This window comes from Cobetia sp. 10Alg 146 (assembly GCF_029846385.1).
Classification (GTDB): Bacteria; Pseudomonadota; Gammaproteobacteria; order Pseudomonadales; family Halomonadaceae; genus Cobetia; species Cobetia marina.
Genome location: NZ_JARWKT010000005.1, coordinates 257,856 through 277,256 on the forward strand (window position 1 = coordinate 257,856; position 19,401 = coordinate 277,256).

Annotated in this window: 19 protein-coding genes; 6 read left to right on the top strand and 13 right to left on the bottom strand. The window is 64.4% G+C overall.

Going from position 1 to position 19,401, the window contains the following annotated elements:
• Positions 1–189: 189 nt before the first annotated feature.
• From QD172_RS11205 to QD172_RS11225, 5 genes are all read right to left on the bottom strand, one after another.
• Positions 190–1,596: a TRAP transporter large permease subunit gene (locus tag QD172_RS11205; protein WP_077379560.1), complete on the bottom strand. Its 1,407-nt coding sequence runs from the start codon at positions 1,594–1,596 to the stop codon at positions 190–192.
• Positions 1,596–2,165, bottom strand: a complete 570-nt coding sequence (locus tag QD172_RS11210; protein WP_084209503.1) for a TRAP transporter small permease subunit — start codon at positions 2,163–2,165, stop codon at positions 1,596–1,598. Before QD172_RS11210 ends, QD172_RS11205 begins: the two co-directional genes overlap by 1 nt.
• 503 nt (positions 2,166–2,668) lie before the next feature.
• On the bottom strand, positions 2,669–3,406 hold the full coding sequence (locus QD172_RS11215; RefSeq protein ID WP_240499767.1) for an endonuclease/exonuclease/phosphatase family protein: 738 nt from the start codon (positions 3,404–3,406) through the stop codon (positions 2,669–2,671).
• A 98-nt stretch (positions 3,407–3,504) separates the two neighbouring features.
• Positions 3,505–4,149 carry a thiol:disulfide interchange protein DsbA/DsbL gene (locus QD172_RS11220; RefSeq protein WP_279855785.1) on the bottom strand — a complete coding sequence of 215 codons (645 nt, stop codon included), beginning with the start codon at positions 4,147–4,149 and terminating at the stop codon, positions 3,505–3,507.
• Between the two features lie 261 nt (positions 4,150–4,410).
• Entirely contained in the window at positions 4,411–5,094 is a 684-nt protein-coding gene (locus tag QD172_RS11225; RefSeq protein WP_255304480.1) for a c-type cytochrome, read from the bottom strand.
• Positions 5,095–5,408: 314 nt separating this feature from the next.
• Here QD172_RS11225 and yihA point away from each other — a divergent pair, with 314 nt between their 5' ends.
• The gene (gene yihA / locus QD172_RS11230) at positions 5,409–6,098 is read left to right on the top strand and encodes a ribosome biogenesis GTP-binding protein YihA/YsxC (protein ID WP_077379554.1); all 690 of its coding nucleotides are present in this window, start codon (positions 5,409–5,411) and stop codon (positions 6,096–6,098) included.
• A gap of 164 nt (positions 6,099–6,262) precedes the next feature.
• On the opposite strand, the gene QD172_RS11235 is transcribed toward yihA, so the two are convergent.
• From QD172_RS11235 to argH, 8 genes are all read right to left on the bottom strand, one after another.
• Complete coding sequence (locus tag QD172_RS11235) at positions 6,263–6,712, bottom strand: hypothetical protein (protein ID WP_279855786.1); 450 nt, start codon at positions 6,710–6,712, stop codon at positions 6,263–6,265.
• 222 nt (positions 6,713–6,934) lie between these two features.
• A complete protein-coding gene (locus QD172_RS11240) occupies positions 6,935–7,657 on the bottom strand; it encodes an HAD family hydrolase (protein ID WP_077379550.1) in 723 nt (240 codons plus the stop codon).
• Positions 7,657–8,715, bottom strand: coding sequence for a tyrosine recombinase XerC (locus tag QD172_RS11245; protein ID WP_279855787.1), 1,059 nt, complete (start codon positions 8,713–8,715; stop codon positions 7,657–7,659). Before QD172_RS11245 ends, QD172_RS11240 begins: the two co-directional genes overlap by 1 nt.
• Positions 8,712–9,503: a DUF484 family protein gene (locus tag QD172_RS11250; protein WP_077379546.1), complete on the bottom strand. Its 792-nt coding sequence runs from the start codon at positions 9,501–9,503 to the stop codon at positions 8,712–8,714. Before QD172_RS11250 ends, QD172_RS11245 begins: the two co-directional genes overlap by 4 nt.
• Before the next feature lie 70 nt (positions 9,504–9,573).
• Positions 9,574–10,404 carry a diaminopimelate epimerase gene (dapF, locus tag QD172_RS11255; RefSeq protein ID WP_279855788.1) on the bottom strand — a complete coding sequence of 277 codons (831 nt, stop codon included), beginning with the start codon at positions 10,402–10,404 and terminating at the stop codon, positions 9,574–9,576.
• Complete coding sequence (gene lysA, locus QD172_RS11260; RefSeq protein WP_279855789.1) at positions 10,404–11,675, bottom strand: diaminopimelate decarboxylase; 1,272 nt, start codon at positions 11,673–11,675, stop codon at positions 10,404–10,406. Before lysA ends, dapF begins: the two co-directional genes overlap by 1 nt.
• Positions 11,676–11,734: 59 nt before the next feature.
• Positions 11,735–11,956 (bottom strand): lipoprotein, encoded by a 222-nt coding sequence (locus QD172_RS11265; protein ID WP_279855790.1) that lies wholly within the window; start codon positions 11,954–11,956, stop codon positions 11,735–11,737.
• Between the two features lie 80 nt (positions 11,957–12,036).
• The gene (gene argH / locus QD172_RS11270) at positions 12,037–13,431 is read right to left on the bottom strand and encodes an argininosuccinate lyase (RefSeq protein ID WP_077379988.1); all 1,395 of its coding nucleotides are present in this window, start codon (positions 13,429–13,431) and stop codon (positions 12,037–12,039) included.
• Positions 13,432–13,713: 282 nt separating this feature from the next.
• Here argH and hemC point away from each other — a divergent pair, with 282 nt between their 5' ends.
• The 5 genes from hemC to QD172_RS11295 all read left to right on the top strand — a co-directional run bounded on the left by hemC (position 13,714) and on the right by QD172_RS11295 (position 19,367).
• Entirely contained in the window at positions 13,714–14,661 is a 948-nt protein-coding gene (hemC, locus tag QD172_RS11275) for a hydroxymethylbilane synthase (RefSeq protein WP_279855791.1), read from the top strand.
• A 34-nt stretch (positions 14,662–14,695) separates the two neighbouring features.
• Positions 14,696–15,589: a uroporphyrinogen-III synthase gene (locus QD172_RS11280; RefSeq protein ID WP_279855792.1), complete on the top strand. Its 894-nt coding sequence runs from the start codon at positions 14,696–14,698 to the stop codon at positions 15,587–15,589.
• Positions 15,590–17,155: a uroporphyrinogen-III C-methyltransferase gene (locus QD172_RS11285; protein ID WP_176503550.1), complete on the top strand. Its 1,566-nt coding sequence runs from the start codon at positions 15,590–15,592 to the stop codon at positions 17,153–17,155. It begins immediately after the preceding gene.
• Positions 17,152–18,375, top strand: a complete 1,224-nt coding sequence (locus QD172_RS11290; protein ID WP_077379537.1) for a heme biosynthesis HemY N-terminal domain-containing protein — start codon at positions 17,152–17,154, stop codon at positions 18,373–18,375. Before QD172_RS11285 ends, QD172_RS11290 begins: the two co-directional genes overlap by 4 nt.
• A gap of 407 nt (positions 18,376–18,782) precedes the next feature.
• Positions 18,783–19,367, top strand: coding sequence for a DUF2780 domain-containing protein (locus QD172_RS11295; protein ID WP_077379535.1), 585 nt, complete (start codon positions 18,783–18,785; stop codon positions 19,365–19,367).
• Positions 19,368–19,401 lie beyond the last annotated feature (34 nt).

The window sequence follows — 19,401 nt, forward strand, 5'->3', positions numbered from 1 at the left end:
CGATTGTTGTTGTGCACCGGTCAGGGACCGGCGCTGGGCAAGAGGTGGGCCGCGAACGGCTCCCGTGCATCTGCATGAGCCGACTGGCGGCTCTCCCATCAGCTGGCGGGGCGAGCCCCGCCAATTCAGTTGCTGCTCTGTATTTGTTCTGTCCGTGTTCTGTTCTTGTACTGTCTCGTCAGTCGTGGCCTAGAACTGGGCCGGCAGCCAGGTGGCCAGGCCCGGGAAGGCGGCCAGCGCCCCCAGCATGCACAGCTGGATCAGGATGAACGGAATGACGCCCTTGTAGATCTGCTTGGTGCTGACTTCCTTGGGCGCGACGCCGCGCAGATAGAACAGCGCGAAACCGAAGGGCGGCGTCAGGAAGGAAGTCTGCAGGTTGATGGCGATCATGATGCCCAGCCAGATCGGGTCGAGGCCCATGGCCAGCAGCACCGGGCCGACGATCGGCACCACCACGAAGGTGATCTCGATGAAGTCGAGGATGAAGCCGAGCAGGAAGATCACCAGCATCACCACCAGGGTGGCACCGATGACGCCACCGGGCATGTTCTCGAAGATCTCGGTGACGACCTCTTCGCCGCCGAAACCACGGAACACCAGCGAGAACAGCGCCGCACCGATCAGGATCAGGAAGACCATCGTGGTGACGTTGGTGGTGGAGCGCACGACTTCCGTCAGCGTCTTGAAGCTCAGCTTGCGGTTGGCGACGGCCAGCATCAGCGCGCCGAAGGCACCCACGGCGGAGGCTTCTGTCGGCGTGGCCAGTCCGCCGAGAATCGAGCCCAGCACGCAGACGATCAGCACGATCGGCGGCACCAGTCCCTTGAGGAGCAGCCAGCCGATGCCACCGGTGTGGCCCAGCTCCTTCATCAGCGCGTCACGGTCCACGGCCGGCGCCTTCTCGGGCTTGAGCCAGGCGATGATGGCGATGTAGACGATATAGGCGACCACCAGAATCAGGCCCGGCACCAGGGCGCCGATGAACAGGTCGCCCACCGAGACGGTCTTCGGGCTCCAGATGCCCATCGACAATTGCGCCTGCTGATAGGCGGAAGACAGCACGTCGCCCAGCAGAACGAGTGCGATGGACGGCGGAATGATCTGTCCCAGGGTGCCGGTGGCACAGATGGCGCCAGTGGCGAGCGACGGGTCATAGCCACGCTTGAGCATGGTGGGCAGTGACAGCAGGCCCATGGTCACGACGGTCGCGCCGACGATACCGGTGGAGGCCGCCAGCAACATGCCGACGATGGTCACGGAGATGCCCAGGCCGCCACGCAGTGAGCCGAACATCAATGCCATGGCGTCGAGCAGCGTCTCGGCGACCTTCGACTTTTCCAGCAGCACGCCCATCAACACGAACAATGGCACGGCCAGCAACGTCTGATTGGTCATGGTGCCGTAGAGGCGATTGGGCATCGCCGACAGGAAGCTGGCATCGAATACGCCCTGGGTAATGCCCAGCGCGTCCAGCCCCATGCCGAGCCCGGCGAAGGCCAGCGCGGTACCGGCAAGCGACAGCGCCACCGGATAGCCCAGCATGAGAACGACACAGATACACACGAACAGCAGCAGCGGCATGATCTCGAGCATTACACCAGCTCCTCATCGTGATCAGGGGTGTCATCGCTCGCATGCGGCGACGGCAGCCGCCCGCACAGGAACAGGAGGTGGCGACCAGCTTCAGCGACACCTTGCAGCATCATCAGGATGGCGACCGCGGGGATCAGGCTCTTGAGCAGATAGACGCCAGGCAGGCCACCGGATTCGGGGGAGGCTTCCTTGATGCTCCACGAGTCGCCGACATAACCCAGGCTCGAGAGCAGGATGAAGATCATCACCGGGAACAGCAGGAACAGGGTGCCGCCGAGGTCGATCCACGACTTCCCGCGATGGGACATGCGCTGGTAGAAGATATCCACGCGGACATGGTTGTCATGCTTGAGCGTGTAGCTGGCAGCGAGCAGGAAGACGGTCGCGTGCATGTACATCACGGATTCCTGCATCGGAATGCTGTTGATGTTGAAGGCGTAGCGCAGCATCACGATGGCGAATTCGACCAGCATCATGATGACGACCAGCCAGGACACGCAGCGTCCCAGCCCTTCGGTCATGCGGTCGAGCCCTGTGAGCCAGCCGGGGGTAGAGGCAGTGGCAGACATGGAATCCCCTTGGCCTGCGGGTAGCAGGTGATATTTGTTGGCGTTGTTGTTGCCGAGTCTGGCGTTGCGTGTGCCGTCATCGTAGTCGGGGCGATCTCGTGTGCACGCTGACGATCGTCACATCAGTTCAGGCTTTGCTCATGTTGTAGCTTTGATGAGACGTCGGCAATCCGGCAATCGTCGTTTCAGACAACGCTATTCCACGCTGGTGGATGGCAGATACCAGTGAGGCCATGCAGGCTCTCGGCAGTCATCAGCGTTGCTTTCACGATTAATCCACGCCCTCGGACAGGCCAAGAGTAGCGAGTGGCTGGCCAGTGACAAATGGATCATTGGTCTGACAGGCGAGATATATCTTTCGATTCAGTCACTTGGATTGAAAAATCCATACAGGACGGGAACGGGAAGGTGGCAATCAAGGTGACGGACAGGCGGGTCCCGGCGGATATCGAGGGTGATATCCAGGCACCCGTGAGAGGACTGAGAATTGAGGTGAGGGCGTGTCAGGCCAGACCAAGCGCCTTCTGACAGGCCACGGGGAGGTGCACTTCCACCGCAAGAGGCAGATGGTCGGAGAAGAGGTGGGACAGGGTGCTGGGGTGCTCGATGTGCAGGGTGGAGGAGGCCAGAATATGGTCCAGACCCCGCCGTGGCTGCCAGGCAGGATAGCTGTTGATCGCCTTGCTGGGCCGCGAGTCGAGCGCCTCGCAGAATCCCTTGTGCTGGCGCAGTTGTGCCAGGGTGCAGTTCAGGTCGCCCATCACGATGACGTGCTTGAGCGGTGCGATCAGCTCTCCGAGATAATCGAGCTGCTTGCGCTGGATTCGCGCGCCAAGTGCTAGATGCGTGACGAAGACATGCAGTGCATGCTCCCCCTCGCCGAAGCGAGCATGGATGGCGCCGCGTCCCGGCAGGGTGCCGGGCAGGCTGTGCTCTTCGAGATGGCTGATCGGCAGGCGCGACAACAGGCCGTTGCTGTGCTGTGCCAGCCGGCCGAGGTTGCGATTGAGCTGCTGATAGCGATGCGGGAAGTGAGCCGTCTCGGCCAGCGCGTCCACCTGATTGACGTTGCCGGAGCGGAAGCTGCCGCCGTCGACTTCCTGCAGCCCGACGATGTCGTAAGGCGTGATGGCCCCGGCAATCAGTTCCAGGCGGCGGTGGCGCTTGGGATGTGGCAGCAGATGTTGCCAACCGCGGGTGACATAGTGATGCCACGCCGCGGTATGGATACCGACCTGCATGTTGAAGGTCAGCAGACGCAGCGGCGAACCCGACAATCCATGCCCGGTATCATCCGCTGCGTCGGCGGCCACTGGGGAGTCGTCAGCGGCCTCTGCCATCAGGCGGCGTCCTTGTCGCCAGCCTTCTCTTCACGCACCTGCTCGACCAGCTCATCGGTGATCTTGAGCATGTTCTTGAGCGAGCCAGCCGTGCTCGGAGAGACGACATAGCGACCGTCGACGATCAGTGCGGGGACACCCATGATCTTGTAGGCGCGCATCTGTGCGTGTGCCTGATTGACCTGGCTCTTCACGCCGAAGGAGGTCAGGGACTTCTCGGCGTCTTCTTCGCTGACACCGTAGTCGCTGTAGAAGGCGGCGATGTCTTCCGGGTCGGTGAGACGCTGGTGGTCCTTGTGGATGGCATCGAAGAAGGCCTTGTGGGTCTGATCGAGAATGCCCAGATCCTTGGCGGCATAGAAGGCATAGGCGTGCTTGACCCAGTCCTGCCCCATGGTGGCCGGCAGACGATGGAAGGTCACGTCACCGGGCAGCCCATCGACCCAGGGCTCGAGGCTGGATTCCAGTGCGTAGCAGTGCGGGCAGCCATACCAGAATGCCTCGACCACTTCGACGTTGCCGGCCGGTGCATCGGTCTTCACCGGTTCGTCGAGTACCTGATAGTCCTTGCCAGCTTCAGCGGCGAACACGCTTGCTGACAGGCCAAGGCCCGCCACCAGAGTCAGTAGGGGTTTCCACTTCATGGAACATCTCCATCGGGTTGAGGCATGCCCGGGCATGAGACCCGGCAACATTAGTGATGCATCGAGTATGCGTGTCAGCCACCACCGCTGTCGAGACTGCCGGGCGGGACACGGCGGATCACTGTCTGGCCAGCCTAGCGTGACAAGGTTGACCGCTGGATGAACGCCGTTCGACCACGTTGCCGTGCAGAGCACGCCACGCCGTGCCGGAGCCGGTCGCCATCGCAGATGTCATACGTGACATCAGCCTGACTGGATGCCTCAGCGCAGGCCGTGAAGATACTCGGCGACCTGCTGCATGTCGCTGTCACTCATGCGTGCGGCGATGCTGCTCATGATGTCATTGGGGTCGTTGTCACGCGTGCCGTCACGAAAGGCCTTCAGCGAGGTGATGGTGTAGGCGGGGAATTGCCCAGCCAGCGCAGGATAGCCTGCTGAATCAATCCCCTCGCCGCGAGGGCCGTGGCAGGCGGTGCAGGCCGCGATACCTCGCTCAAGCGAGCCGGCCCGGTACAGCACCTCACCTGCTTTCGCGGCGTCGGGCTCTGCCTGGCCGCGGTTGGCGGGTTGCTCGGCATAATAGGCCGCGATATCGGCAATGTCCTGATCGCTCAGGGTGTCGGTGAGGCCTGCCATCTGGGGAACCGCGCGACGACCCTCGCGGATATCCGTGATCTGCTTGCGCAGATAATGGGCCTGCTGTCCGGCGAGGTGCGGGAAGGCGGAGGCTGGGGACACGCCCTGCGCGCCATGGCAGGCAGCACAGACGGCTGCCTTGGCCTGGCCGGCGCTGGCATCCGCGGTGATCTCGTCTGCGCCAGCGCGGGGCGAGAGGCCGAGCGCCAGCAGGGCGCTCAAGGTGGCGAAAATCGTCGTGGCAAGTACGCCCCAGCTCGAGCTCTGCGGCCCTTCACGGTGCTGCGGTGATCTCATCAGCTTGTTCATGTCACTGGTCCCTGTTTGCGCAAATCCCGCAGTGGAGTCATCCCGGCGCTGGTGGCAAGCATCACCCGAGGAGAAGTACGTCAGACGCCTCGCAGCCCGTGAGAGCTGGGTGGTACACTAGCGCATCATGAGCGTGATGCTTGTCATTTCGGCAGTATAGCGAATCCCCTTCAGGGCGCGTTAATGTGCCTGCCGCCTGCCTGTCGAGCTGACAGCGCCAGTGGTGCTCTATTCCGTTTCACCGGCCGTTTCTTCTGCTCTCACGTGATGTCGCGCGGGCGAGACGTCCGCCATCAACAGGTATTCAGATTCTCATGGCCGAGTCAGCCACTCCGTCCCCCAAGCTTCACTATCGTCAGGCACGCTTCTTGATCAGCGCCGCCACCCTGGCCCAATGCCCGACGGATGTCGGCGCCGAGGTGGCCTTTGCCGGTCGCTCCAACGCCGGAAAGTCGAGCGCCATCAATGCCCTGACGTCCCAGAAGGCGTTGGCGCGTACCTCCAAGACGCCTGGCCGCACTCAGCTGATCAACTATTTCACCATCGGTGAAACGGGCCGCCATCTGGTCGACCTGCCCGGCTATGGCTATGCCAAGGTGCCGGACAAGGTGAAGCGTGAGTGGCAGTCCCATCTGTCCAACTACCTGCGCAACCGCCAGTCGCTGCGCGGCCTGGTGCTGCTGATGGATGTGCGTCACCCGCTGTCCGAATTCGACCAGATGATGCTGGGCTGGGCCGATGAGGCACAGATGCCGGTGCATATCCTGCTGACCAAGGCGGACAAGCTGAAGCGTGGACCGGCAGCGGCGAGCCTCCAGAAGGTACGGCACGCCCTCAAGGAGTGGGAAGACCTCGTCACCGTGCAGCTGTTCTCGTCGCTCAAGTATTCGGGAGTCGAGCAGGTGCACGCCAAGCTCGATGAGTGGCTGGCGGACCCGGCGGTGATGGAAGGTGTCACGGAGGGTGAGGCCGATGAAGCCCCCCAGGACCCGTTCGACGACTGAGTCGTCCGTGTCATGACATGTGCTGCTGCATAAAAAGAGACGCCGGTCACCCTTGGGTGACCGGCGTCTCTTTTGTGGGGCATCCAGTTAAGGGGCGTCCAGATCTCTGTCCTGGCAAGCAGTCGGTCACCTGTGGCCGACCGCCTGTCACCGTTCATCACTGCTCACATGAACAGGCTGGGAGCGGTGTTTTCTGACAGCAGTCGCTGAGGGACCTGCGGCATCGCAGCCTGGCTCGCCCGCACCTCGAAACGTGTCAGGTGGCCACCCTGGGAGCTGTCGACAGGGGCATTCATGCTGCGTGCCCGTGGATCACCTCCCGACATGTCGATGATCGCTGCCGGTACCGAGGTCACGCCTCGCGTGGCGTTTTCCATGCTGGTTCGCGCACTGTAGACCGCCAGTACGATCAGCATGGCGCAGAGCACGACCTGTCCTGTGCCGATCAACACTCCCTGCCAGGCACTGGCATGCGGCAGGGCCAGCGGACCGGGATCCTGCTGGAATCTCTCGATGATGTCGGTGGCGTCGCGGGACTCGGCGTCGTCACTGATGGTGCGGGAATATTGCCAAGTCTGGCAGATGACACGCCGAGATGATGATTGAGTGCTCATGCTGTCCTCTCCAGTCGCGACGACATCGAACGTGAGTTCTCGGATGACCCTAGCAGGCCCGTGGAAGGCTGGGTCGTCAGGCACGAGAAACTTGTACAACAAATATGGTCTCCGCCATAAAGTTGTACAAGTTTTAATTTGTGTATCGCTTTTCTGGAACGTCAGTCTAGGTGACAGCAGGTAACCGACGGTCAGGTCTGGAGGGTCAGAAGCGCTGTCGTTTCATCGTGATGCATTCAGGTGCCGCAACAGTTCCGGAAGCTCCCGGACATGCGAGATGACATGGACTCCGGCGGGAACCGGCTCCGGCGCGCCACGCCCCTTCACGTCGATCCATGCCGCCTGCATGCCGAGACGTACTGCCGGCAGGGCATCCTCCTTCCATGAGTCGCCGACATGCAGCGTGGTGGAGGGGCGGCTGCCCAGACGTGCCATGGCGGCGAGGAAGGGGCGTGCATCCGGCTTGGGCGCCAGCCATTCGCCGGCGGCAATGCTGAACTCGAAATGATGGTCCAGCGCCAGGCGTGTCAGGTCGACATTGCCATTGGTGATGGCGCCGAGGCGGTAATGCCGGGCCAGTGAGTCGAGCAGCTCACTGGCTTCCGGGAAGGGCTGCAATTCGTGGCGCAATGCCAGGAAGCGTTCGACGGCCGCATGTGACCAGTGATGGGCCTCCTTTTCGCCATGGCCGGCATCGCGCAGCATGATGCGCATGGCTTCACGGCGCAGCCAGGTGAAGTCACCACGCCGCAAGGGGTGTTCCAGCCCGAGTGCCATGCGGCGACGGGTATATTCCTCGAGGGGAAAATCAGTGGCATGACCGATCTCACCGTCCAGCCAGGCGTAGTGTTCCGTCTCGGCGCGCTCCATGATCGGGCGATTGGCCCACAGGGTGTCATCGAGATCGAAGGTCAATGCGGTCAGCGAAGGCGTCGTTGCGGGCATCACAGGGGGTCATCCTTGAGCGGAACATCAGCAGGGGAGGCGGCGTCAATGTCAGCCGGCGTTGCCTCTTCTGGCCCACGCTGGCGACGTGCACGGGGGTGCGCCTGGTCGTAGGCGCTGGCCAGCTGTTGCCAGTCGAGTCGGGTATACACCTGGGTCGTGGAGAGATGGGCATGGCCCAGCAACTCCTGCACGGCGCGCAGATCGCCACTGGATTCCAGCAGATGGCTGGCGAAGGAATGGCGGAGTCGGTGGGGGTGCAGGTGCTCCGGCAGGCCGCGTGTCTTCGCTTGCGTCACCAGACGAAGCTGCACGCCGCGTTGTCCCAGCCGCTGGCCTCGCTGGCCGACGAACAGGGCAGTCTCGTCAGCAGGCGCGAGTTGGCCACGTACCTTCAGCCAGGCATCCAGCGCCTGACGCGCCCGCGAGCCGATGGGCAGCTGGCGAGGCTTGTTGCCCTTGCCGCGCACGCGCAGGCGGCGTATCTCCAGCATGTCGAGGTCGAGACTGACCAGTTCCGAGAGTCGCAGCCCCGAGCCGTAGAGCAGCTCCAGCATGGCCTGATCGCGGATCGCCAGTGGCGTGCCGTCGTGCGGGCAGTCGAGAAAGCGTGACAGGCTGTCGATGTCCACCGGGCGAGGCAGGTGGTCCGGCAGGCGCGGTGTCTGTACCAGGCCCGCCGGGTTGTGCGCCATAATGCCGTGATCGACCAGCCAGCCACAGAAACGACTGATCGCCGCGCGACGTCGGGCCAGTGAACGGGGGGCGAGCCCACGACTGCGTTCAGCGCCCAGGAAGCGACGCAGTGTCGGCACATCCAGGGCCTGCCAGTCTGCAGGAGACCGAGCGGTGGTGCTGGTGTCGGCATCCACCGTGGTCTCGGCCGGTGAGGGGCGCAACATGAAGTGGATCAGTGCCTCGAGATCGCGCTGATAGGCGCTCACGGTCGCCGCGCTGCTGTCCTGGGCAAGATGGGCGAGAAACTGCTGGCAAGGGCGGGTCAGCGCCTGGCGCCTCGCAGTGTCGAGGGAGTCATCCGGGAGGTCAGAGGCGCTCATCGCGCGGCCTGATCATCACGCGAGGCAGCGGAGTCTGACGTGTGACTCGTCGCATGACGCCCGAGGCAGCGCGCCAGCACATCGCCGAGATATTCGGGGAAGAGAGTGTCGAGTCCGGCACGGAACTGCTCGGCCTCGGCACTGGCGACCACCAGATAGCCCAGACATTCGCCACGGGTCAGACGCACGATGACGGCGGAGCCGCGCGTGGCATCTGCTTGGCTGGCCTCGACCAGATCGTGGCACTCCGCCCCCAGCGGCCAGTCATGGTCCGGCAGCAGGGCTTCCCAGCGCGTGCGTGGCATCGCCAGACAACGGCTGGCGCGGCCTTCGAGCAGGCGCTCGAATTGCTCGGCACGCGCATCATCGAGCACCTGACGCGGTGGCTGGGTCGCGGGGCCGGCGCCGCGCTGCCACAGGCAGACGGCGGCGATGTCGAACAGCTCGCTGAGACGGGTTGCCAGAGTCTCCGCGAGGGCATCATCCGATTCGGCATCCATCAGATCCAGCACGATCTGACGCAGTCGCTGATAGCGGCTTTCATTGTCGCGGGCGGTATTGAGCAGCTCCTCGAGACGCGCCTCGGCCTGCTCGGTACGTCCGCGCAGGTCATGCACCAGCCGCTCCAGCAGCGAGACGCTGCCACCGCGTGCTTCGGGGTGCGGCACGCGCAGCTGCTGGAGCAACCCTTCCCGACCCTCGAAGAAATCCGGATGCGTGGCCAGCCACTCGGCGACCCGGTCCGGGTCCAGCGTGCGCGGGCGACGTGAGGCGGATGGCTCGGCCATATGGCTCTCCTTGCGAGGGTTGGCGACGGGACGCCGGCGCTTCGCGCAGGCGTCCCCTGTCAGCGGCGGCTTACAGGATGATGCGGCCTTCGAAGACGGTCTCGGCAGGGCCGGTCATGAAGACAGGGTGACCTTCGCCGCCCCATTCGATGCTCAGGGTGCCGCCAGGCAGCGTGACATCGACAGGACTGGCGAGCAGGCCACGACGAATGCCGGAAGCGACGGCCGCACAGGCACCGGTGCCACAGGCCAGCGTCTCGCCGACGCCACGCTCGAAGACGCGCAGGCGCGCTTCGTGGGGCGAGACGACTTCCAGGAAGCCGGCATTGACGCGCCTGGGGAAGCGCGGATGCGCTTCGATCAGCGGACCGACCTCTCGTACCGGTGCCTCGTCGACGCTGTCGACCAGCAGCACCGCATGGGGGTTGCCCATCGAGACGACACCGATCTCCAGGGACTCGCCGCCGACCTCCAGCGCATGCACCGGCAGATCCGTCTCGGCCTCGAAGGGCAGCGCGGCGGGGGCGAAGCGCGGAGCACCCATGTCGACGCGGACTCGCCCGTCATCGGCCACCACCAGTGTCAGCGGGCCACCGGCGGTCTCGACGCGGATCTCGCGCTTGGTGGTCAGGCGCTGATTGAGCACGAAGCGCGCAAAGCAGCGGGCCCCGTTGCCGCAGTTCTCGACTTCGCTGCCATCGGCATTGTAGATGCGATAGCGGAAGTCCATGTCCGGGTCACGGGGTGGCTCGACCACCAGCAGCTGGTCGAAGCCGATACCGAAATTGCGATGCGAAAGCCGTTGGATATCGGCATCGCGCAGGCGGCCACGCTGGGAGATCAGGTCAATGACCATGAAGTCATTGCCCAGACCGTGCATCTTGGTGAAGTGCACCAGCATCAGTCATCACCTTCCGGCAGCAGTTGCTCACCGGTCCACAGTTCTTCCAGACGTTCGCGGCGACGCACCAGGTGCATCTGGTCGCCATCCACCATCACTTCGGCGGGACGACAGCGGCTGTTGTAGCTGGAGGCCATCACGAAGCCATAGGCGCCGGAGGAGCGAACGGCAAGCAGGTCGCCCGGCGCGATGGCCAGTTCGCGGTCCTTGCCCAGGAAGTCGCCTGTCTCGCAGACCGGGCCGACCACGTCGTAGCTGGCGCTTGCACGTGACTCGCGCGTGTCGACGGGCACGATGTTCTGCCACGCCTGATACAGCGACGGACGGATCAGGTCATTCATGCCGGCATCGATGATGGCGAAGTTCTTCTCTTCGCCGGGCTTGAGGTACTCGACACGCGTCAGCAGGACGCCGGCGTTGGCGGCGATGGAGCGACCCGGCTCGAACAGCAGTGTCATCTCGTTGCCATGCTCGTAGCGCGCCAGGCGTTCCAGCAGGGCGCTTGCGTAGGCGAAGGGCTCCGGCGGCGTCTCGTTCTGGTAGGGCACGCCGAGGCCGCCGCCGAGATCCAGATGCTCGATGATGATGCCGCGCTCGCGCAGGCGATCCAGCAGCACGAGCAGGCGCTCGAGGGAGTCGAGGAAGGGCGCCAGCTCGGTCAGCTGGGAGCCGATATGACAATCGACGCCTACCACCTTGACGTGCTCCATGGCGGCGGCGGTCTCGTAGACCTCCAGCGCCTGCTCGACCGGAATGCCGAACTTGTTGGCCTTGAGGCCGGTGGAGATGTACGGGTGGGTGCCGGCATCGACGTCCGGGTTGATGCGCAGCGACACCGGTGCGATACGCCCGAGGCGACCGGCGACGGCATTGAGGCGCTCAAGCTCGGGCAGCGATTCGACGTTGAAGCACTTGATGCCCAGCTCCAGCGCGCGCTGCATCTCGGCGACCTGCTTGGCGACGCCGGAGAACACGACCTTGGCGGGGTCTCCGCCGGCCTTGAGGACGCGCTCCAGCTCACCGGCGGAGACGATGTCGAAGCCGGCACCCAGACGTGCCAGCACGTTGAGCACCGCCAGGTTGGAGTTGGCCTTCACGGCGTAACAGATCAGATGCGGGTGGTCGCCCAGCGCATCCTGATAGGCCTTGAAGTGGCGCTCCAGCGTGGCACGGCTGTAGACGTAGCAAGGCGTGCCGAACTGCTCGGCCAGCGTGGCGAGAGAGGCGTCTTCGGCGTGCAGCACGCCATCCTGATATACGAAGTGATCCATGATCCGGCCTGCAAGATGTCGCGCCGGCGGGTATCACCCGCCGGAGATGTAAGGGGGGCTCAGGCGTCGCTGCCGGAAGTCTCGGTAGCGGCGGTGCGCTCTGTCTCGGCGGCAGCCGGTGCAGGGGCGGGTGCCTCGGCACGTTGACCGCCGGCATCGGCGTCCGCCGGCAGATACAGCGGGCCCTTCTGACCGCAGCCGGTCAGAAGGCCTGCACCCAGCAGCAGGCCTGCAAGGGTGCGAAGGGTATGACGGGCGGACTGGCTCATCAGATGACGCATCGGGCGGCCTCCTAGCAGCTGACGATGAAGCGGTGAGGGCCTGACGGTGCATTACACGGTCAGGCCCCGACTTGACGGTTTCAGGCGCGGCTGGTCAGCGCCTCACGTGCACGCTGCACGGCAGCACGCACCTGATTCGGCGCGGTGCCCCCGATGTGATTGCGCGCCGCGACGGAACCTTCCAGCGTGAGCACGTCGAAGACGTCCTGTTCGATGGTGTCGGAGAACTGCTTGAGTTCATCCAGCGTCATCTCGGACAGGTCACGCTTCTGCTCGATGCCGAAGGCGACGGACTTGCCGACGATCTCGTGGGCATCCCGGAAGGCGACACCCTTGCGCACCAGGTAATCCGCCAGATCAGTCGCGGTGGCGAAGCCCTTGCTGGCCGAGGCGTACATGTTGTCGGACTTGGCGCGGATCGCCGGAATCATGTCGGCGAAGGCGCGCAGGCTGCCGCGTACGGTATCGATGGTATCGAACAGCGGCTCCTTGTCTTCCTGATTGTCCTTGTTGTAGGCCAGCGGCTGGGACTTCATCAGGGTCAGCAGGCTCATCAGGTGGCCATAGACACGGCCGGTCTTGCCACGCACCAGTTCCGGCACGTCCGGGTTCTTCTTCTGCGGCATGATGGAGGAACCGGTGCAGAAGCGATCCGGCAGATCGATGAAGTCGAACTGGGCGCTGGTCCACAGCACCAGCTCTTCGCTCATGCGTGACAGGTGCATCATCAGCAGGCTGGCGAAGCTGGTGAATTCGATGGCGAAGTCACGGTCGCTGACGGAGTCGAGGCTGTTCTCGGTCGGACGATCGAAGCCGAGCAGCTCGGTGGTGACGTGGCGGTCGATGGGGAAGGTGGTACCGGCCAGCGCCGCGGCGCCCAGCGGCAGCACGTTCATGCGGGCACGGCAGTCACGCAGGCGGTCCTGGTCACGGGCGACCATTTCCTGCCACGCCAGCAGATGGTGGCCGAAGGTGACCGGCTGAGCGCTCTGCAGGTGAGTGAAGCCCGGCATGATGGTGTCGGCTTCCTGCTCGGCCAGGCCCAGCATGCCTTCCCGCAGACGCGTCAGCTCGGCGTCGATGACGTCGATCTCGTCGCGCAGGTAAAGGCGGATGTCGGTAGCCACCTGATCATTGCGTGAGCGACCGGTGTGCAGCTTCTTGCCGGTGTTGCCGATCTTGGCGGTCAGACGTGCCTCGATGTTCATGTGCACATCTTCCAGCGCGACGGACCACTCGAATTCGCCGCGAGCGATCTCTTCGCTGATCTCCTTCAGTCCTTCGATGATGGTGTCGCGCTCTTCCTCGCTCAGCACGCCGACGCCGGCCAGCATGGTGGCGTGGGCGATGGAGCCACGAATGTCGTGCTGCGCCATGCGCTGATCAAAATCGACGGACGCGGTGAAGCGGGCCACGAAGGCATCGGTCGGCTCGCTGAAGCGGCCGCCCCAGGACTGATTGGTAGATTCGCTCATCGGGATCTCGAATTGTGGTGACATGTCCAGAGTTCGGCGTCCGGTGCACGGTCGCGCAGCCGGTATCGTTGACCTTGGAGTGTACCAGACTCCGTCGGATGGGCGAGGGGGGCGCGCACCAAGATGCGTTGCGGCCAGGGAGGCGTGTCATCGTGACGCTTCCGGGGATTTTCCCCTTGGCCATCAGTGGCTTTATGATGACGGTATCCGGTGGCGGTCAATGTTGGCCGTCACGAACGTTTCGACTGTCGCGCCAGCGTCGCGCGTCCCAAGGAGAATGCCGTGTCCCGCCGTGAGACCCTGCGTATCGCGACCCGCAAGAGCCTGCTTGCCCTGTGGCAGGCTGAACACGTCAAGGCACGTCTGGAAGCCCTGCATCCCGGCTTGACGGTCGAGCTGGTGCCGATGTCCACGCGGGGCGACAAGATTCTCGACACGCCGTTGGCCAAGATCGGTGGCAAGGGCCTGTTCGTGAAGGAATTGGAAGAAGCCATGCTGGATGGCCGCGCCGACATCGCCGTGCACTCCATGAAGGACGTGCCGATGCATTTCCCGGACTCGCTGGGGTTGGCCGTAATTCTCGAGCGCCATGCGCCCACCGATGCGTTCGTCTCCAACGACCACGCCAACTTTGACGCGCTCCCCCGGGGGGCTCGCCTGGGCACCTCCAGCCTGCGTCGTGGCCTGCAGGCCAAGGCCGCCCGTCCGGATCTCGAGGTGCTCAGCCTGCGCGGCAATGTCCAGACGCGTCTCGGCAAGCTGGATGCCGGTGAGTTCGACGCCATCATCCTCGCCACCTCCGGCCTGCAGCGCCTCGAACTGGATGCACGCATCACCGCCGAGATGGACGCCGAGACCTGTCTGCCGGCCTGTGGACAAGGCGCGCTGGGTATCGAATGCAACCTGCAGGACGAGGAGATTCTCGCCCTGCTGGCGCCGCTGGCTCATGAAGACTCCAGTCGTTGCGTGCTGGCCGAGCGCGCCATGAATACGCATCTGGAAGGTGGCTGCCAGGTACCGATCGGTGGCTATGCCGTGCTGGAAGAGGGTGGCAGGCAGCTGTGGTTGCGGGCACTGGTCGGCAATCCCGATGGCAGCGTCATCCTGCGTGCCGAGGCGCGTGGTCCGGCCGATACGCCCGAAGCGCTGGGCATCGCCGTGGCGGAAGATCTGTTGCAGCAGGGGGCCGGCGAGATTCTGGCGGCGGTCTATGGCGATGCGCGTGACTGATGGCGCCCGCCATGCGGAGGTGGAGGGCCGGGCGATGCCTCGCGCGGCATCGAGTGCGCGGTCGTCTCTTGAAGTGCTGACGACGCGTCCGGGCTCGCGCGGTGCCGTGCTTGATGCGATGCTGAGAGACGTTGGCTGCGACGTGGAGTGCCTGAAGCTGATGGCGCTCGAGCCGCTGCCGCTGGAGCCCGCCGGGCGTCAGGCGATTCTCGACATCGACCTCTATCGAGGGGTGGTGGTCATCTCGCCTCAGGCCGCCGGCTACCTGGCGGACTGGCTGGAAGACTGGTGGCCGCAATTGCCCGAGGGGCTTGCCTTCTACGCGGTGGGCTCCGCGACGGCAGAGGTACTCCACTCACGCCTCGGCGTTCGGGTGAGAGTGCCGCCACACGCCACGCGTGGCGCACATGTCGAGGTGGTTGCCCCGGTCGGCACGACCAGCGAGGCCCTGCTCTCGCTGCCGTCCCTGCAGCAGCTTCAGGGGCAGCGCTGGCTGCTGGCGGCCGGAGAAGGCGGGCGCGCCCTGCTGGAGGACACCCTGGTGGCACGCGGTGCCCAGGTGACGCGTCTGGCGCTTTATCGACGCCTTCCGTTGGCTTTGTCCTCTCAACAGGCTGGCCGTCTGGCGGCGGGCGCGTATGATGCAATGGTGGTGACCAGCAATACGCTGCTTGAGGCGGTAGTGACCTCGGCAACGACGCGGACCTTGAACCAACCGCTAATCGTGTCGAGCAACCGTTTGGCTACACTGGCACACGCTCATGGGTTCGAGCGCGTGACGGTCGCCGCGGATGCCTCACCCGGGGCCCTGAGGCAGGCAGTGCTGGATGCCTGCGCCCCGACTCGCCATGCGAGAGAGACCGGCGCCACTGCGCCTGGTCCGCGCGAGGCCATCGATTCCCAAGAATCCGGAAAAGGGCAAGCGTAGATGAGCAACCGAGAACACGATCAGGAAGACCACGGCTCTGCCGGCACCACGCCAGGCAAGCCGAGCGACAAGGATGCTGCCGCTCGCGCATCAGATGCCTCTTCCGCTCCCGGCGAACACGCCGAAGACACTGCCTCTGGCCGCCCTGGCGCCGAGGCCTCCCGTTCGTCCTCCTCTTCCTCGTCATCCGCCACGGCTGACGCCCCACGTGAGCGACGCTCGCGTGGCGGGCGCAACCGTCGTGGACGGGGAAAGGGACAGGGCAGCTCCTCCTCTTCATCCTCCACTGCCAGCGAGTCCACGCCCGTGAGCCAGACTTCCGACGATAACGCCTCGACGCCTTCCGGCGCGAAATCTCCCTTCCCGAAGCAGACCGATACCGCGCCTGCCGCCGAGACGACCACTGCCTCGACGGCGTCCGGCAAGGGCGCTGCCTCAGGCAAGGGAGGGGCTTCAGACAAGAGCGGCGTGACGGGCAAGAGTGCCGGTGCCGCCGTGGGTGGCGCGGGAGGAGGCACGCCGCCGAGCGAGCCGCAGGGCAGCAAGAAGAGTGCTGCCGGCGGCATCGCACTGGTGCTGGTCATTCTTCTTGCCATCGTCGTCGCGGTACTGGCCTGGTTCGGCTGGCAGCGTCTGAACGCCCTGCCGGATGCCCAGGGCCTCGACAAGCAGGTCAGCGAATCCGTGACCCAGCAGGTCGGCCAGGTCGAGAGCAAGGTCGCCAGCCTGTCCGGCAAGCTCGACAAGAACGCGTCGCAGGTCAGTGATCTCGACAAGCGTCTGTCCGGCGAGAGCCAGCAGACCGAGCAGGCGCTCAACAAGGTGCTCGAGGAGCTCAGCAAGACCCAGCAGACCGATGCCCGCGACTGGCATTACGCGGAGGCCGAATACCTGCTGCGTCTCGCCAATCAGCGCCTGCAGCTGGAGCGTGACGTGAACGGTGCCGACGCACTGCTTGAGAACGCCGATGCGCGTATCGCGGAGGCGGACAACCCCGCCCTGCTGCCGGTTCGCAAGGCGATCCAGTCCGAGCTCGCCAGCCTCGACAGCGTGCCGCGTGTCGACCGCAGTGGCATCTACCTGGCGCTGCTCGCCGAGCAGGAACAGCTGGCGCGTCTGCCGCTCAAGCAGGACGTGGCCGAGATCGCCGCCAAGGTCGAGAACGACGCTCCGCCCACCGGCGGCTGGCAGCAGCAGCTGGCGCGCTTCGGCAATGAGCTGAAGAATCTGGTCACCGTGCGTCGTCACGATGAGGCGCTGGAAGCCCTGATCACGCCGGAGCAGGAATCCTATCTGCGCCAGAACGTGCGTCTGGTGCTCGAGCAGGCCCAGCTGGCGCTGCTCAAGGAAGAGCCGAAGCTGTATCAGGCGGCCATCGACAAGGCGATCACGCTGGTCAACGGCTACTACGATACCAAGACCGATGGCGTGCAGAATGCCGTCGCCAAGCTGGAAGACCTCAAGGGCAAGACCATCCGCCCGGAGCTTCCGGATATCTCCGCATCTCTCAACACGCTGCGTGAGCTGATCGAACGCCGCGCCCAGTCCGGGGGTGGTGAGGCATGAGAAAACTGATACTGCTGATCATCATCGGCCTGGCCATCGGTGCGCTGTTCGGTCAGCTGATGCAGTCGTTCCCCGGCTATTGGCTGATTCGTGTCGGTGATACCTCGGTCCAGACGTCCTTCTGGTTCGGGCTGGTGCTGTTGCTGGGCGCCTTCGTGGTGCTGCATTTCGGCCTGCGTCTGCTGTCGCGTTTCGCGCATCCGTTCTCGCGCCTCAAGGTGTGGAACAGCCGCACGCGCCATCGCAATGCCACTCGCAAGACCGTGCGTGGCCTGGTGGCACTGGCCGAAGGCCGCTGGAAGCGTGCTGAGAAGTCGCTGACCCATTCTGCGGAGGACTCCAGCACACCGCTGGTCAACTATCTGTCCGCAGCACTCGCTGCCCACTATCAGGGGCGTTTCGAGCAGGCGGATACGCTGCTCAAGCGTGCTCATGAGTCCACTCAGGGCTCCGAGAGTGCCGTGGGGCTGGTGCAGGCGCAGCTGATGCTGGATCGCCAGCAGCACGAGCAGGCACTCGCGACGCTGACGCGTCTCGACAAGCAGCTCGGCGAGCACCCGCAGGTCCTCAAACTGCTCAAGCAGGCGTATCTGGCGGTGAATGACTGGGATGGCCTGCGTCGCCTGATGCCGCGTCTCGACAAGCAGGACCTCATCTCGCCGGAAGAGAAGAAGGAACTGGAACAGCGCGCTTACGTGGCACTGATCCAGCAGGCCGCGCGCAATCCGGAAGACATCGAGCGCGTGCGCAACCTGTGGGCCGACATGCCGGACCACCTGCGCAGCGACGTGAATCTGGTCGCCCTGTATGCCGAGGCATTGATCGCCGGTGGGCAGGAAGGGCTGGCAGAGCGCCTGCTGCGTCACTCGCTGAAGGAATGCTGGGATTCACGTCTGGTGCTGCGCTATGGCCTGCTGGACGTGGATGCGCCGCGTCAGCTGGTGTATGCCGAGAAGTGGCTGCAGGAGCGTCCGAATGACCCGGACCTGCTGCTGTCGCTGGGTCGACTGGCATTGCGCAACGCCAACTGGGGCAAGGCGCAGGAGTATTTCGAGGCCAGTCAGCGTCAGCGTCCGAGCGGCACGGTGTGTGCCGAGCTGGCACGTCTGTTCGCCAACCTTGGCGAGCACAACAAGAGTCAGCTCTACTATCGCCAGAGCGTCGAGCTGCTGGATCGTTCACTGCCGGCGCTGCCGCAGCCCAGCAAGGACAACGCCTGATCGACGCCGCCCGTCGGGCGGCGCTGCACATTGTTTCCTCATTTCGCGAGAAGATGAAAAACTGCCGCCGGCCAGGTCTCTGGTCGGTGGACATTGGTTACTCTCCGGGTATCCGCGTTCATGCCATGGCGTGACGGGATACCCTTCTTTTTGCCTGTCAGATGGCGCTTTTCCCCCTCCGTGGTGGTGCGGGTCTGAGCCGGTAGCGGTCTCGGGCGGCCCTGCAAGACTCGGGGTTGCAGACCCTGCAACCGGCGATCCATGCCCGCCGTGGGGCGCTGGGCACCCATGGCGCTGGCTGTCGGCATTTCCTCCGTGCGATGATTCCGCGTGATGAATGATCTGCCGTCACGGCAGGCCATTCCTGAGCCTTGTTCGGCTTATCCCCAAGACATAATGGAGTCTGCATGTTGCAAAAGTCCCTGGCCCTGATGGGCGCCTCCGTACTGGCCGTGTCACTTGCCGGCTGTGCCGCTACCGGCAACAGCTCTTCCGGCAACACCGCCAGTTCCTCCAGCTCCTCCAGCTCCATGATGAGCCTGGCCAGCAGCATGCTGAGCAGCCAGACGGGCCAGTCCCTGCCGGCAGCCGACCTGATGTCCAGCCTGACCTCCCAGCTGGGCGTGTCTTCCACCCAGGCGCTGGGTGGCTCCGCTGCCATGCTGGCACTGGCTCAGTCCCAGCTGGGTTCCAGCGCGACCTCCGAGCTGTCCAGTGAAGTGCCGCAGCTGTCCAGCCTGACCAGCAGCAGCTCTCTCTCGACCCTGTCCAGCCTTGCCAGCCTGAGCGGCAATGACAATGCCACGGCATTGGCCAGCACCGTCGGCAATGTCGATGACAGTGCGTCTCTGGACAGCGCCTTCTCCGCGCTGGGCATGGACAGCAGCATGGTGTCCCAGTTCGCGCCGGTGCTGCTCAGCTACATGGGTGGCGAAGGTGTCAGCTCGACGCTGCTGAGCTCACTGTCTGGCCTGTGGGGCACCGGCTCCTGAGCCAGCCTCGCACATGAGGTGTGAGGCATCGGTT

Excerpts from the sequence above, each read along its gene's own strand:
- QD172_RS11210 (WP_084209503.1), bottom strand. The coding sequence starts at position 2,165 with ATGTCTGCCACTGCCTCTACCCCCGGCTGGCTCACAGGGCTCGACCGC.
- QD172_RS11250 (WP_077379546.1), bottom strand. The coding sequence starts at position 9,503 with ATGGCCGAGCCATCCGCCTCACGTCGCCCGCGCACGCTGGACCCGGAC.
- QD172_RS11280 (WP_279855792.1), top strand. The coding sequence starts at position 14,696 with ATGCCTCGCGCGGCATCGAGTGCGCGGTCGTCTCTTGAAGTGCTGACG.
- QD172_RS11205 (WP_077379560.1), bottom strand. The coding sequence starts at position 1,596 with ATGCTCGAGATCATGCCGCTGCTGCTGTTCGTGTGTATCTGTGTCGTT.
- QD172_RS11285 (WP_176503550.1), top strand. The coding sequence starts at position 15,590 with ATGAGCAACCGAGAACACGATCAGGAAGACCACGGCTCTGCCGGCACC.
- yihA (WP_077379554.1), top strand. The coding sequence starts at position 5,409 with ATGGCCGAGTCAGCCACTCCGTCCCCCAAGCTTCACTATCGTCAGGCA.
- QD172_RS11225 (WP_255304480.1), bottom strand. The coding sequence starts at position 5,094 with ATGAACAAGCTGATGAGATCACCGCAGCACCGTGAAGGGCCGCAGAGC.
- QD172_RS11265 (WP_279855790.1), bottom strand. The coding sequence starts at position 11,956 with ATGCGTCATCTGATGAGCCAGTCCGCCCGTCATACCCTTCGCACCCTT.
- lysA (WP_279855789.1), bottom strand. The coding sequence starts at position 11,675 with ATGGATCACTTCGTATATCAGGATGGCGTGCTGCACGCCGAAGACGCC.
- QD172_RS11295 (WP_077379535.1), top strand. The coding sequence starts at position 18,783 with ATGTTGCAAAAGTCCCTGGCCCTGATGGGCGCCTCCGTACTGGCCGTG.
- QD172_RS11245 (WP_279855787.1), bottom strand. The coding sequence starts at position 8,715 with ATGAGCGCCTCTGACCTCCCGGATGACTCCCTCGACACTGCGAGGCGC.
- argH (WP_077379988.1), bottom strand. The coding sequence starts at position 13,431 with ATGAGCGAATCTACCAATCAGTCCTGGGGCGGCCGCTTCAGCGAGCCG.
- dapF (WP_279855788.1), bottom strand. The coding sequence starts at position 10,404 with ATGCTGGTGCACTTCACCAAGATGCACGGTCTGGGCAATGACTTCATG.
- QD172_RS11215 (WP_240499767.1), bottom strand. The coding sequence starts at position 3,406 with ATGCAGGTCGGTATCCATACCGCGGCGTGGCATCACTATGTCACCCGC.
- QD172_RS11240 (WP_077379550.1), bottom strand. The coding sequence starts at position 7,657 with ATGCCCGCAACGACGCCTTCGCTGACCGCATTGACCTTCGATCTCGAT.
- QD172_RS11290 (WP_077379537.1), top strand. The coding sequence starts at position 17,152 with ATGAGAAAACTGATACTGCTGATCATCATCGGCCTGGCCATCGGTGCG.
- QD172_RS11235 (WP_279855786.1), bottom strand. The coding sequence starts at position 6,712 with ATGAGCACTCAATCATCATCTCGGCGTGTCATCTGCCAGACTTGGCAA.
- QD172_RS11220 (WP_279855785.1), bottom strand. The coding sequence starts at position 4,149 with ATGAAGTGGAAACCCCTACTGACTCTGGTGGCGGGCCTTGGCCTGTCA.